The organism is Thermococcus sp. 4557 (assembly GCF_000221185.1).
Classification (GTDB): Archaea; Methanobacteriota_B; Thermococci; order Thermococcales; family Thermococcaceae; genus Thermococcus.
The window spans coordinates 1,065,691-1,078,023 of sequence record NC_015865.1; the positions used below are offsets into that span (position 1 = coordinate 1,065,691).

13 protein-coding genes are annotated in these 12,333 nt (G+C 55.8%); 1 reads left to right on the forward strand and 12 read right to left on the reverse strand.

Features of this window, described 5'->3' with window-relative positions:
- Positions 1–24 precede the first annotated feature (24 nt).
- The 11 genes from GQS_RS05750 to purD form a co-directional block, all read right to left on the reverse strand.
- A complete protein-coding gene (locus GQS_RS05750; RefSeq protein WP_014012727.1) occupies positions 25–594 on the reverse strand; it encodes a GMP synthase subunit A in 570 nt (189 codons plus the stop codon).
- Positions 591–1,037, reverse strand: coding sequence for a type II toxin-antitoxin system VapC family toxin (locus GQS_RS05755; RefSeq protein WP_014012728.1), 447 nt, complete (start codon positions 1,035–1,037; stop codon positions 591–593). The genes GQS_RS05750 and GQS_RS05755 overlap by 4 nt, the downstream gene beginning before the upstream one ends.
- Complete coding sequence (locus GQS_RS05760; protein ID WP_014012729.1) at positions 1,034–1,243, reverse strand: antitoxin family protein; 210 nt, start codon at positions 1,241–1,243, stop codon at positions 1,034–1,036. Before GQS_RS05760 ends, GQS_RS05755 begins: the two co-directional genes overlap by 4 nt.
- A gap of 41 nt (positions 1,244–1,284) precedes the next feature.
- Positions 1,285–2,208, reverse strand: coding sequence for a glutamine-hydrolyzing GMP synthase (gene guaA, locus GQS_RS05765; protein WP_014012730.1), 924 nt, complete (start codon positions 2,206–2,208; stop codon positions 1,285–1,287).
- A 69-nt stretch (positions 2,209–2,277) separates the two neighbouring features.
- Positions 2,278–3,273, reverse strand: coding sequence for a formate--phosphoribosylaminoimidazolecarboxamide ligase (locus tag GQS_RS05770; protein ID WP_014012731.1), 996 nt, complete (start codon positions 3,271–3,273; stop codon positions 2,278–2,280).
- Positions 3,270–5,411, reverse strand: a complete 2,142-nt coding sequence (gene purL / locus GQS_RS05775) for a phosphoribosylformylglycinamidine synthase subunit PurL (RefSeq protein WP_014012732.1) — start codon at positions 5,409–5,411, stop codon at positions 3,270–3,272. Before purL ends, GQS_RS05770 begins: the two co-directional genes overlap by 4 nt.
- Positions 5,412–5,524: 113 nt before the next feature.
- The gene (locus GQS_RS05780) at positions 5,525–6,733 is read right to left on the reverse strand and encodes a hypothetical protein (protein WP_014012733.1); all 1,209 of its coding nucleotides are present in this window, start codon (positions 6,731–6,733) and stop codon (positions 5,525–5,527) included.
- 214 nt (positions 6,734–6,947) lie between these two features.
- On the reverse strand, positions 6,948–7,619 hold the full coding sequence (purQ, locus tag GQS_RS05785; RefSeq protein ID WP_014012734.1) for a phosphoribosylformylglycinamidine synthase I: 672 nt from the start codon (positions 7,617–7,619) through the stop codon (positions 6,948–6,950).
- A 1-nt stretch (position 7,620) separates the two neighbouring features.
- Complete coding sequence (gene purS / locus GQS_RS05790) at positions 7,621–7,863, reverse strand: phosphoribosylformylglycinamidine synthase subunit PurS (protein WP_014012735.1); 243 nt, start codon at positions 7,861–7,863, stop codon at positions 7,621–7,623.
- 10 nt (positions 7,864–7,873) lie between these two features.
- Positions 7,874–9,016 carry a formate--phosphoribosylaminoimidazolecarboxamide ligase family protein gene (locus GQS_RS05795; RefSeq protein WP_014012736.1) on the reverse strand — a complete coding sequence of 381 codons (1,143 nt, stop codon included), beginning with the start codon at positions 9,014–9,016 and terminating at the stop codon, positions 7,874–7,876.
- 10 nt (positions 9,017–9,026) lie between these two features.
- Positions 9,027–10,343, reverse strand: coding sequence for a phosphoribosylamine--glycine ligase (purD, locus tag GQS_RS05800; protein ID WP_014012737.1), 1,317 nt, complete (start codon positions 10,341–10,343; stop codon positions 9,027–9,029).
- A 105-nt stretch (positions 10,344–10,448) separates the two neighbouring features.
- Here purD and purE point away from each other — a divergent pair, with 105 nt between their 5' ends.
- Complete coding sequence (gene purE, locus GQS_RS05805) at positions 10,449–10,880, forward strand: 5-(carboxyamino)imidazole ribonucleotide mutase (RefSeq protein WP_014012738.1); 432 nt, start codon at positions 10,449–10,451, stop codon at positions 10,878–10,880.
- A 130-nt stretch (positions 10,881–11,010) separates the two neighbouring features.
- Here the strand turns inward: purE and purT are convergent, their stop codons facing one another.
- Positions 11,011–12,300, reverse strand: a complete 1,290-nt coding sequence (gene purT, locus GQS_RS05810) for a phosphoribosylglycinamide formyltransferase 2 (RefSeq protein ID WP_014012739.1) — start codon at positions 12,298–12,300, stop codon at positions 11,011–11,013.
- Positions 12,301–12,333: the final 33 nt, after the last annotated feature.

The following is a 12,333-nucleotide window of genomic DNA, read 5'->3' on the forward strand; positions in this document are numbered from 1 at the left end:
ATAAAAAGATGGGGAGAGGACCGACTAGCTGAGCTCCCCGCAGAGCTCCGCAAAGTTGCGGTAAATGTCTGCCCCACGCTCCGTGTGGAAGACCTCAGGGTGGAACTGCACGCCGTATATCGGCAGGCTCTCGTGCTTCATGGCCTCAACCGGGCAGGTCTCACTCCTGGCCAAGAGCCTGAAGCCCTCGGGAAGCTCCTTCACCTCGTCCATGTGGCTCTCCCAGACCTTGAGCCTCTTCGGAAGTCCCTGGAAGATGTCGTTCTCCTCCAGTATCTCCACCTCAACGAGGCTGTATTCGGCCTTCTCACCCTTCCCAACCTTTCCGCCGAAGTGCTTCGCTATCAGCTGGTGGCCAAGGCAGATGCCAAGGATTGGAACGTTGAACTCGTCGTAGTGCTCCAAGATGGCGGAGCAGTTGCCGGTCTTCTCGATGTCCGGGCCGCCCGAGAAGATTATGCCCTTTGGCTTCATGGCCTTTATCTCCTCAAGCGGCGTCGTGTTGGGGATTATCCTGGCCTCGACGCCGAGATAGCGCAGGGTTCTCCAAATCCTGTGGACGTACTGCCCGCCGTTGTCCATTATAACTATCATGAACTCACCTCCAAGAGTTTGAAGAAGGCGTCGGATTCTTCAACGAGATAAAAAGCCCTCAAACCGAGGGATTTTGCTAGTTCGGCCATCTTTCTGTCGTTCGTAACCAGAACCGCGTCAAGATAACGGGCGGTTGCGATGAAATAGATGTCAGAGGCCCGGTGGTGTGTCTGAAAAGCCACCTCTCGAAGCTCCTCGATGAGCAGTTCCTCCGGAACCCACGCAATTATTTCACTGTAATAAGTCAGCGCCTTTTCAACCTGCTCCCGCTCAAAATACCTCGAGAGAACAGCAACGAACTCAACTTCGCCCAGACGGGGGGCGTAAAGTTCTATTGAGCCAAGGTGTGCGTATTCTATGATTTTCTCGGCGACTTCTGCTCTTTCAGGATAGAAGCTGGAAAACAGATGAAAAACAACGGAGGTGTCAACCACGACCCTCATGTTTCCTCCTCCCTTAAGCGAAGGAGATAGTCCGTCGGGTCTTCCTTGAACTTCTCGGGGGTTACCTTCTTCCGCATTTCCCTTGCCAGCTCAAGAAAGTCCTCGTGGTAAATCCTCACCCTGAGCCTCTGCCCTTCCTTCAGCTTGAGGGGCTTGAGGGGCCTCAGCACGCCGTTCTCGTAAACCACTTCAATAATCTCGCCCATACTCTCACCGTTTAAAATTGGAAGCGAAGGTAAATAAGCTTTCACTCGAACTCAATCGTTGCCGGAGGCTTGTTGGTGATGTCGTAGAGCACCCTTCCAACCTCGGGAATCTCGCTGGTTATCCTGAAGGCTATCCTCTGCAGGACCTCGAAGGGAACGTTCATGGCGTTGGCCGTCATACCATCGAGGCTCTCAACAACGCGGACGGCGATTGTTTCCTTGTAGGCCCTTATGTCGCCCTGAACGCCGACGGTCTTCACCCCCAGCAGAACAGCGAATGCCTGCCAGGGCTTTAGACCGGCCTTCTCGATCTCCTCCTCGACTATGGCGTTTGCCTCTCTAACGATGGCAACCTTCTCCGGCGTGACCTCTCCAAGGACGCGGACGGCCAATCCCGGCCCCGGAAAGGGCATGCGGTTGTATATCTTCTCAGGTAATCCAAGCTCCTTACCCAGCTCCCTGACCTCGTCCTTGTAGAGGTCGCGGAGCGGCTCTATCAGCTTGAGGTTGAGCCTCTCGGGCAGTCCTCCAACGTTGTGGTGGCTCTTGATTTTCCCCTTGCTCTCGATCCAGTCCGGGGCTATCGTTCCCTGGATTAGGAACTGGGCGTCGATCTCCCTCGCGACCTCTTCAAACACCTCAATGAAGACCCTGCCGATTATCTTCCTCTTCTCCTCGGGGTCGGTGACCCCTTTAAGCTCGCTGAAGAACCTCTCGCCGGCATCGACGTAGTGCAGGTTGAGACCGAACTCGTCCCTGAAGGTCCTGACGACGAATTCAGGTTCACCCTTCCTCATAAAGCCGGTGTTGACGAAGACCGCGTGGAGTTTATCGCCTATGGCCTTGTGAGCAAGCACCGCAGCGACCGAGCTGTCAACGCCGCCGGAGAGTGCTATTATTGCCTTACCATCACCGACCGTTCCCCTAATCTCCTCAACCTTCTCCTCGATGAACCTCTCCCACATGAGCACCACCTTTTTGCCAACCATTCGGACGTCAATTTATAAACCTATCCGAGCGGAAATTAAACAGGTTCACGTCAAAATTTCGTTGAGCCTTCCCTCGTTCTCGGCCTGCCTCAGCTCCATCGCTATCCTCCTTCCGGTGCTGACCGGGTAGTCGTAGCGGAGCCAGCTGTAGGGAGAGCCGTGGACGAAGGGGTTCGTCCCGGCGACTATCCTCGCTGAGATTTCGAAGACGACGAACTCAAGCTCCTCGGTGAAGACACCCTCAAGGCAGAAGGGGCCCCAGAGGCCACCCATGAGCTTCTCCGCGGCTTCCACAACCCGTTCTCCTGCCTCGATGACGTCCATCAGCAGGCTCTCCCTCAGGACGAGGGGGATGTTACCTACCACCGTGTAGTTGGTGCCGAGCCCGAGGTCAAGCTGTTCCTCCGCAGGAATCCTGCCTATCGCATCGACGGTGGACTCGTAACGCCTGTCTATGCTCATCAGCTCCAGCTCGCGGTTGAGCTTTGAGTAGAAGTAGTGAGGGTAAACCGGAACGCCGAGGACGTACTCCTGGATCTGGATTGCGCTCAGCTCTTCCTTGTCCCTAACGCCAAGCCTCTCCGCCTTTCTCCAGAAGTCCTCGGGGCTCTTAGCCAAAAAGTAGCCCTTCCCGCCCTTGGCACCGTGAGGCTTGACTATGACAGGCCCGTCTATGTCGTCTGGATCCTCGTAAACCCTTGGGAGGCGGAGTTTAGCCCTCTCAAGCCACCTTCGCTCAAGCGTTCTGTCGCTCTCCCACTTCAGGACTTCTTTGTTGCCGTAGTATGGAACGCGCATCTTCTCGACCAACTCGATTCCGAGATGGGCCACAAAGGAACCCGTGGGTATAACGACGGCGTTCAACTCAAGCAGCTGCTCCTCCGGATAAGTTCCCTCGATGAAACGGTCCGCCACCGGGAAGTACTTCGTGTAGAGGGGCTTAACGCGGGGGTTCCCAAAGGCTACCGTCTCAAAGCCTTCCTCCTTTGCCCCCTTCAAAATCTGAAGGGCCGAGTGGGAGGCGTAGGTCGCTATTCTCATTCCTCCTCACCCAAGAGCTTTGGCAGGGACTCGTGGGTTGCTCTAACCTCTTTGAGAGGTCTTCTCAGGAGTTCCTTTCCGCTCCAGTAGAAGACCGCATCACTTCCCCCCGCCTTTCCGATGACCGCGAAGTGTTTGAAGAGTGCTTTAAGCTCGTCAAGGTTCTCCTCGGGGAAGGTAACTATGTAGCGCCCGTGGCTCTCGCTGAAAGCTGTTTCCACCGGGTTCGATGTTTCGGAGGGGACCTTTGAAAGGTCAACCGCGAAGCCCGTCTTTCCAGTGATGGCCATCTCCCCCAGAGCTACCGCTATTCCACCCCTGCTAACGTCGTGAACCGCTCTGACAAGGCCTTTTCGTACAGCCCCCAGGATTCCCTCGGCGTTGGCCTTCTCCTCGTCGAGGTTCACGCGCGGAGCAAAGCCGCCTTCGACGCCGAGTCTCGCAAACAACTCCGAGCCGCCGAGTTCCGCCTTCGTTATCCCGACGACACCTATGAGCAGTCCGCCGCTCAGTCCCATCTCCGGGATTTCCTCGAGCTTTACCTTTCCGAGGCCGGCAACGACGGGGGTCGGCTTTATTGGCCTATCAACGACCTCGTTGTAGAAGCTGACGTTGCCGCTGACGTACGCTAAACCGAAGGCTTTGGCCGCATCGGCCAATCCCCTAACGGTCTCGGCGAAACTCCAGTAAACCTCCGGTCTCTCGGGCGATGCGAAGTTGAGGTTGTCCACCAGAGCCAATGGTTCAGCCCCAACGCTGACAAGGTTCCTGACGACCTCGGCGACGGCCCCCATCGCGCCGTGGTAGGGGTTGAGGTAGCTGTGGCTGGGGTTTCCGTCGGCCACGAAAACTAAGCCGTATTCCTCGCTGAGCTTGAGCACGGCAGAATCCGCTCCGGGCTTGAGGACCGTCCTCCCCTGAACCTCGTGGTCGTACTGCTGCCAAATCCAGCGCTTGCTTACGACGTTCGGACTGCTCCAGACGAGATCGAGAGCATCTCCAAAAGAAACGTCCGGTGTCTCAGCAGGTTTTTCGATGCTGTAAGGTTTCAGCTCCCATTCTATCGTGGGAACGTCCGCCAGGAGCTCCACCGGAAGGTCCGCGACCTTTTCGCCCCTCCAGTATATCACAAAGCGCGGCTCCTCGATGACCTCCCCGACAACCGTCCACTCGAGGCCGTACTTCTCGAAGATTGCCCCGAGGAAGTCAACATCGGTTTCGTCGACCGCGAAGAGCATCCTCTCCTGGCTCTCGGAAATCATGACCTCGGTTGGCGTCATTCCCGGCTCGCGGAGCGGAACCCTGTCGGCATGAATAACCGCGCCGAAGCCCTTCTTTCCGGCCATCTCAGATGCGGCGCAGGTCAAACCGCCGCCACCCAAGTCTTTGAGGGCCTTTACTTTGCCCGTGTAGACAGCCTCAAGTGTGGCCTCAATCAGCAGCTTCTCGGTGAAGGGGTCGGGGATCTGGACGGCGGAGCGGTCTTCCTCCTCCGCGTTCTCTCCGAGTTCCTCGCTCGCGAAGGTGACTCCGTGGATGCCGTCCCTGCCGGTCCTGTTGCCGACGAGTATGAGCTTGAGTCCTGCCTCGGTCACGTAGCTGTGGACGAGATGTTCCGGCCTCATTATCCCGACGCAGGCGACGTTAACGAGCGTGTAGCTGTCCAAGCTCTCATCGAACTCCGTCTCGCCTCCCACGGTAGGAACGCCTATCCTGTTGCCGTAGTCGGATATCCCCTTAACCACGTACTCGAAGAGGTATCGGTTTCTCTCCTTCTCCAGCGGGCCGAAGCGTATGGGGTCGAGCAGGGCAATCGGCCTCGCACCCATGCAGAGTATGTCCCTGACGATTCCACCGACTCCCGTGGCCGCTCCCCCATAGGGCTCAACCGCACTGGGGTGGTTGTGGCTCTCGATTCCAACGACTACCCACGTTTCGTCGTCGAACTTCACTATCCCGGCGTCCTCGCCGGGGCCCAAAATCACGTGCTCGTTCTCAGTCGGCAGGAGCTTGAGCCACGGTCTGCTCGACTTGTAGGAAGCGTGCTCGCTCCACATGACCTCGAGCATCGCCCACTCAAGTTCATTCGGCTCCCTGCCGAGCCTTTCACGGATGAGCTTTTCCTCGTGCGGAAACATGATTGACCCTCCTTTATTGACGAATTAATGTAAAAAAGTTTTGTTTTTAAGGTTTATTTTGACGGAAAAATGTTAAACAAAAATCATCCAGCCCCTCTTAGTGACAGCGAAGATTAGGGACTCCCCATCTCCAGGACAACGAGTTCGCTTCCCCTTACCCCCACTATATCCCCGTTATGGGACCCAACCACTCTAAATGAGCCGAGCTTGAGGGTTTTATTCGCGAGAGGCAGGTAAAGCAGGGTCTCATTCCCTTTATAGCTCACCAAAACGAAGTCCTCGCCCAGGGAATACGCCCCATCGTACCTTCCATTAATCCTCATCACTTCCCCGCCGCAGTTAAAAATCGATACGTGATCCCTGTAAAGGGCCAGGAAATGCCTTGAGGATCCCACAAAATCAAAAGCGGGCCCAGCTTTGAACGTGTAGTTCTCAATGTAATGCACGTTGCTCGCGTTGTAAAAGTACAGGCCACCCTCCAGACCCCGGTACAATACAAGGGCGGCAAAGCAACCATCAAAAACTTCCACCGCGCTTATCACCGTTACATTCTTCTCTTCACCGGAAAATTGCAGGCAGTATCTCTCGTTAATTCCCACGCTTCTAGGACCACTCTCATCAAAGTACACGAACGCTTTGCCCTCGCTTGAGAGGGCATAGCCGGCCCCATTTTCTTCGATGTGGAGCGAGAAAACAGGGTACTCCTCGTAACCGCACTCCACCGGAAGAGAGCCTTCCCAGAGGAGTTCGCCCTCTTTGAAGTAGTAGAGCCTCCAGGTGTAGGGTACACCGACAACAGCATACTCGCCGGCCGCCACCACCCTGGGAGCCGTACCCCTCCGATCGCTCTTGAATGAGTATTTTCTGGTCTCACCGTTCTCTGGGAAGTAAAAGAGGATATCAACTTTGAGATCCCTGTCATCATGCTCCGCAGTGACGACAAAATCATCCCCCACGGCCACAGAGCTGTCCGACTTCACCGATTTAGACCATTTATCGTTCAGGATGATGCCGTTGGAGCGCTTCAGATGGACTTTGTAGTTCAAATAGGTGACCAGGTAATCCCCAGCGTTCCCGAGTATTTTCTCGGACCCAACGCGATACCCCTTAACACCCCCGTTTCTTAGTAGGTATGCATTTCCGCCCGAGCGCACAATTATACCGCCGGGGGACACCTTCACGTCATCGATCTCTGAGAAAGGATAGACTATGAGAGTGTAGCCTTCATGATGCTCCGTGTTAGGGGTAAGTGTGCTAACGGGCCACAGGGCCAGCAAAAGGAGGGGAATTAAAAGCAACGTCAGGAGATACACCCTCTTCATGCAGATCACCCCGGATGAAAGTCAAAATCATCCATCAACTCCACAATCCAGTATCTTTTTATTGAATCTTGAGCTTTATAAGATTTTCATCTCATTTAGTAATTTGAGCAAGACTTCGATCACCAGCGAAAAATCCAGAGGTTTCATCAACGGGCCAATCCACGCCCCAAACAGCCAGAGGGCGAATGGAAACTAAAATAAGAACGAGAAAAGCCTATCTCCTCGCCCACTCCACCATGCTCCTGAAGAGCCTCAGGCCGTCTTCACTGCCCAAAAAGCGGTCGCTCGCACGCTCCGGATGGGGCATGGTTCCGAGGACGTTGCCCCCCTCGTTGGCTATCGCCGCTATGTTCAGAACCGAGCCGTTGGGGTTGGCTTCTCCGCTCACGTTTCCTTTTTCGTCGCTGTACTGGAAGACGATTCTGACCTTCGATGGGTCGTCAACGTAGTAGTTGCCCTCCGCATGGGCTATCGGCATCCTTATGACCTCCCCCAGCTCGTAGAGGAAAGTGAACGGCGTTTCAACGTCGTTAACGCGAAGGTGAACCCACCTGCAGAGGAAGCGCGGAATTCTGTTCGGCCTCAGTGCTCCCGGAAGGAGACCCGCCTCCGTCAGAACCTGAAAGCCATTGCATATCCCGAGGACGGGCCTTCCCTCGCGGGCGAACTCCTTGACCTCCTCCATTATCTCCTGACGGGCGGCTATCGCCCCGGCGCGAAGATAATCGGCGTAGCTGAAGCCACCAGGCAGGATAACCCCGTCGAAGTCCTTGAGGCTGGCTTTGTACCAGACGCGCTCCGCTTCTCCTCCGGCCTTCCGTATGGCCCTCTCCGTCTCGAAGTCGCAGTTCGTTCCGGGGAATACGATCACGGCGAAGCGGACCATCTCAGTTCACCGGCTCTATGCTGTACTCGTAGTCGTGGATGAGCGGGTTAGCGAGGAGTTTCCTGCACATCTCCTCGACCTCTTCCTCAGGTTTCTCGCTCTCCAGCTCAAACTCAAAGTACTTGGGAACGCGCAGGTTCTCCACCGCGTAGCCGAGGTTCCTGAGGGCGTTTCCTATGACCCTTCCCTCGGGGTCGTTCAGTCCTTCCCTAAGGCGAACGATGACGGTAACTCTCCACCTCATTCCAACCACCTCACGTGACTACCTTCTCAAGCTCGTCGAGCTCAAGGGCGCGCTTTATCTCAAGGGCAACCCTCCTTCCCGTACTCATCGGCTTCCTCCAGAGGGCGTTTCCGTAGGGGTGCCCCATCGCCATGTGGATGTTGGTTCCGCCGCCTGTCCTCGGGGCGACGTCGTAGATGTAGAAGTTGAGGTCCTTGTCCACCGCAGTTTGCAGGGTGAAGGGGCCGATGATTCCAGGGGAATAATAGTCCTGGGTGGCCTTCACATAGCGTTCGGCCATGTCGAAGACCTTCTCAAGGAGGGACTCGCGGAGCGTTGAGGATGCATGACCGGTGACGGTGTATTCCGGCTCGAACTGGTGCTCCGGTAAGGTGAGTTGCTGGGAAGCTGGAAGACGAACGTGGCCGTCCAGGCTGGTCTCAAAGCGCCAGTCTATCCCCAAAAGCTCTATCTCCTCGTCTATCGGCGAGTAGAAGAAGTCGAAGTTGAACACCGGGCCGATGATGTAGCGCTCAATTCTGGCCCTGGCGAGGTCTTCCTCGGTGATCACGCCGAGCTTGATGAGCTTCTCAGCCTTCTCGCGGAACTCCTTGTAGCTTGCAGCGGTGAAGAAGCCGCGCTCAAGCCTCTTCTTCGCGTGCGGGAGCTTGACGATGACGAGGCCGACTTCATCAATCTCCTCTGGCTTAACGGGCTCCGGATAGGGAAGCCCCGCCTTCTCAAGGAGCCAGTAGTAGCTCTTCTCCTCGCTCCTCTCCTCGCTTCTGAGTAAGTTCCTGCTGCCGAAGAGCGGGACGCGGAAATCGTTCTCAACCCCCTCAATGCCGGTGTAGACCACGAAGGAGCGGTTCGGCACGAAGATAACGTTCCTCTTTACCAGCTCCTCCTGGACATCAATGATCTGAGCAAACTTCTCAAGGACCATAACCTCGTCAATGAAGCCCTTGCTCAGACCGTCCCTCGTCTTCCGAAGCTCGAAGTACTCGGCGTAGGTCCTGTGTCTGCCCCTCTGGGCGACGACGAGAACCGGAAGGCCTTCCTCCTTCGCACCGTCGGCTATGTCCAGAGCGGAGTGGCTTCCAATAACTCCAACGGTGATTTTCTCCGGATCGTAGCTTTCAAGAACGCTCAAAATCTCCTCACGGCTTATCATTCCAACCACCTCAGCATGAATTCGGATCGAACTCCTTTCCAAATTCCCTCATGGTTCGTATTCTCCTCTCAACGCTCTCCCTCGTGCCAACGTCTCTGCGATAGAACAGCTCCCCTTTCACGTGGCCGATGGCATTCTGGGCTATCTTCTCCGCCTCTCCGAGCGTACCGGCGACTCCAACGACTGCTATGGCACGGGAGCCGAGGAGCGTGAAGTTCTCGTCAATGGAGGCGTAGTAAAGCTTCGCCCCGGTTTTGGCGATGGCCTTCTCGTCCACCTGAACTTTAACTCCTTTAATCGGGTTCAGGGGATAGCCCTTTGGAGCGAGGTACTTGACGACCGTTGCCTTTCTCTCGAACTCCGCCTTTCCGAGGCTGCCGTCAGCGATTCCCTCGGCGATATCAAGCAGGCTCGTCTTAAGGAGAGGGAGAACGTTCATTGCCTCAGGGTCGCCGAAGCGGGCATTGTACTCGATTATGACGGGACCCTCTTTGGAGAGCATGAACTGGCCGTAGAGGATTCCCCTGTACGGCGTTCCGTTCTTCCTCATGGCTTCAACGGTAGCTTTAAGCGTCTCAAGGGCCTTTTCATAGTCTTTCCGCGGAACGAAGGGGAGAAGACCGCTGGAGCAGGAGTAGCTCCCCATGCCGCCTGTGATAGGGCCTCCATCACCCTCGTAGGCGTGAGGATAGTCCTGGGCAAGGGGCATCGAAAGGACACGCTTTCCGTCAGTGAAGACCTGGAAGGTGAACTCAACGCCGTCGGTTCTTTCCTCTATGAGAACCTTTCCATCTTTTCTGATGAGTTCCTCGGCATAGGCCTTGGCTTCCTCGTTATCCTGCAGCTGATAGCCGACCACTTTAACACCCTTCCCGCCGGTGAGTCCAAGGGGCTTCACGACGACCGGCCTTCCGAAGTCGTCTATCCAGGAACGCATCTCGGAGACGTCCTCAAAGACGCGGAAGAGCTTCCTGCCTGGAATCTCATACTTCTCCATGAGGGCGCGGGCGAAGGCCTTGTTGGTCTCTAACTGGGCGGCCTCTTTAGTCGGCCCAACCGCCGGGATGCCCTCACGCTCAAAGGAATCGACTATACCCTTCTCAAGCGGTGCCTCCGGACCTATGAAGGCAAGCTCTATCCCCCACCCCTTGGCGAATTCGATAACTTTCTCGATATCTGTTTCCCTAACCAGGCCGTAGTCATTTGCGAGCCTGGCCAGCCCAGGATTTCTGTGCTTCGAAACGACGTACAGCTCGGCGCCGCTTCTCACGAGCGCCTCACCGATGGCGTTCTCCCTACCGCCGCCTCCAACGAGCAGAACCTTCATGAGCTTCACCATTTACTTGTCAAAAACTTCAGCTTTTAAGCTTTGTTTTTACATCAAAATGGCAAAATTTATAAAGACCGAAGTAAACTCCCTCCGGTGAAGTCCATGAGGGTGCTCGTGGTGATGGGAAGCAAGAGCGACTCCCATATAGCCGAGAAGGTTACTGCTGTTCTCGACGAGTTCGGCGTTGAGTACGACGTTGAAGTCGCCTCGGCTCACAGGAACCCAAAAAAGGTTGAGGAACTGGCCAAAAAGGATTACGACGTTTTCATAGCCATCGCCGGGCTGAGCGCCGCCCTTCCAGGGGTTATCGCAGCCCACACAGTTAGGCCAGTCATAGGAGTTCCGGTTTCGGCGAAGCTCAACGGCCTCGACGCCCTCCTTAGCATAGCCCAAATGCCCCCTGGAGTCCCGGTTGCAGCCATGGGAATAGACAACGGGAAGAACGCGGCATTACTGGCGATTGAAATTCTCGCGGTAAAGAACGAGGAGCTGAGGGAAAAGCTCGAAGAGTACAGGAAAAAGATGCGGGCATGAGCCCGCATCGAGACAATCTCTTATTCGACCCTCACTTTATTTTAGAAACGTCTGATTTAAGCACACATTTTGGAACATTTTAGCCTTTTTAAGCCTTTCCTTCTTTCGTCGAACTGTAACAAGATGTTAATCAAATTATGTGTTTTCTCCTCTCGTAATCCTGGGAGTGCCACTCTGAACACCTAGTCCTAAGCTCGACCATGTGCGCCACCATCTCGGCACGCCTCTTTGCCGCTCCAACCTCCTTATCCCAAGCAAGCGCAACACCCAGCCTTCTGCCTGGGTACGCCTCCGGCTTTCCAAAGAGGCGAATCGTCGAGTTGGGGACGCTCATGGCCTTAGCCAGGCCGCGGAACCGCGGGGAGTAACCGGAAACGTTGGTCTTTATGACGTGGGTGGCAGCTGGCGTTAGGATTGGGAACAGGCGGTAGTCTTCAACCCACTCGCCGGGAATCGGAAGGCCGAGAACCGCCCTAAGGTGCAGTCCGAACTCGGAGAAGCCCGTTGGATGCGATGCCAGCGTCACCATGCCGGTGTCGTGGGGCCTCGGCGAGACCTCGTTGGCCCAGACCCTATCGCCCTTCACGAACATCTCTACACCGAACAGTCCGAGGCCGCCGAGGACGTCGGTGATGCGCTTGGCAATCCTGTAAACCTCGCGCTCGGCCTTTTCGCTTATCTCCGCCGGCTGCCAGCTCGCGTGGTAGTCGCCGTCAATCTGGTAGTGACCGACCGGTCTCGGGAAGGTCGTGACGATTTCACCGTTCTCATCGTAGTGCCGCACAGCAAGCTCGGTAATCTCGACGTCGAAGTCAATATGTTCTTCCACGATTATCTTGTCGGCGCTGCCGCGAGCCTTCTTTTTAGCGACTTCCCACGCCTTCGGAACATCCTCCGGCCCCTTAACGAAGTAGGAACCCTTACCTGAGGAGCTCATTATGGCCTTGGTGTGGCAGGGGTAGCCTATGCTCTCACAGGCCTCGTAGAGCTCATCCAGAGTGGTCGCGTAGGCGTAGCGTGAAGTCGGAACCTTGGCTTCCTTCGCGAGGGTTTCCCTCGTCCTCTCCCTGTGCATGGCTATCCAGGTTGCTTTCGCGTTTGGAACCACGAAGTAGCCGTCCTTCTCCAGTTCGAAGAGGGCATCGAGGTTGATCGCCTCAATCTCGGGGATTATCGCATCGGGTTTTTCTCGCTCAATCACGGAAAACAGGAAGTCCGCATCCCTCATGTTTCCCACGTAGGAACGGTGAGAAACCTGCATCGCCGGAGCGTTGGCGTAGCGGTCGACCGCCACGACCTCAACTCCCAGCCTCTGAGCTTCAATAGCTATCTCCTTTCCCAGCTCGCCGCTTCCGAGGAGCACTATCTTCTGGGCAGAATCCGTTGTGGCCGTTCCGAGCTCATCCCGGGGCTTGATCATGACCATCACCTCAGGTTTTGACGTTAAAATGTT

Coding starts and splice junctions, on each gene's coding strand:
- GQS_RS05750 (WP_014012727.1), bottom strand. CDS start 594: ATGATAGTTATAATGGACAACGGCGGGCAGTACGTCCACAGGATTTGG.
- GQS_RS05755 (WP_014012728.1), bottom strand. CDS start 1,037: ATGAGGGTCGTGGTTGACACCTCCGTTGTTTTTCATCTGTTTTCCAGC.
- GQS_RS05760 (WP_014012729.1), bottom strand. CDS start 1,243: ATGGGCGAGATTATTGAAGTGGTTTACGAGAACGGCGTGCTGAGGCCC.
- guaA (WP_014012730.1), bottom strand. CDS start 2,208: ATGTGGGAGAGGTTCATCGAGGAGAAGGTTGAGGAGATTAGGGGAACG.
- GQS_RS05770 (WP_014012731.1), bottom strand. CDS start 3,273: ATGAGAATAGCGACCTACGCCTCCCACTCGGCCCTTCAGATTTTGAAG.
- purL (WP_014012732.1), bottom strand. CDS start 5,411: ATGTTTCCGCACGAGGAAAAGCTCATCCGTGAAAGGCTCGGCAGGGAG.
- GQS_RS05780 (WP_014012733.1), bottom strand. CDS start 6,733: ATGAAGAGGGTGTATCTCCTGACGTTGCTTTTAATTCCCCTCCTTTTG.
- purQ (WP_014012734.1), bottom strand. CDS start 7,619: ATGGTCCGCTTCGCCGTGATCGTATTCCCCGGAACGAACTGCGACTTC.
- purS (WP_014012735.1), bottom strand. CDS start 7,863: ATGAGGTGGAGAGTTACCGTCATCGTTCGCCTTAGGGAAGGACTGAAC.
- GQS_RS05795 (WP_014012736.1), bottom strand. CDS start 9,016: ATGATAAGCCGTGAGGAGATTTTGAGCGTTCTTGAAAGCTACGATCCG.
- purD (WP_014012737.1), bottom strand. CDS start 10,343: ATGAAGGTTCTGCTCGTTGGAGGCGGCGGTAGGGAGAACGCCATCGGT.
- purE (WP_014012738.1), top strand. CDS start 10,449: ATGAGGGTGCTCGTGGTGATGGGAAGCAAGAGCGACTCCCATATAGCC.
- purT (WP_014012739.1), bottom strand. CDS start 12,300: ATGATCAAGCCCCGGGATGAGCTCGGAACGGCCACAACGGATTCTGCC.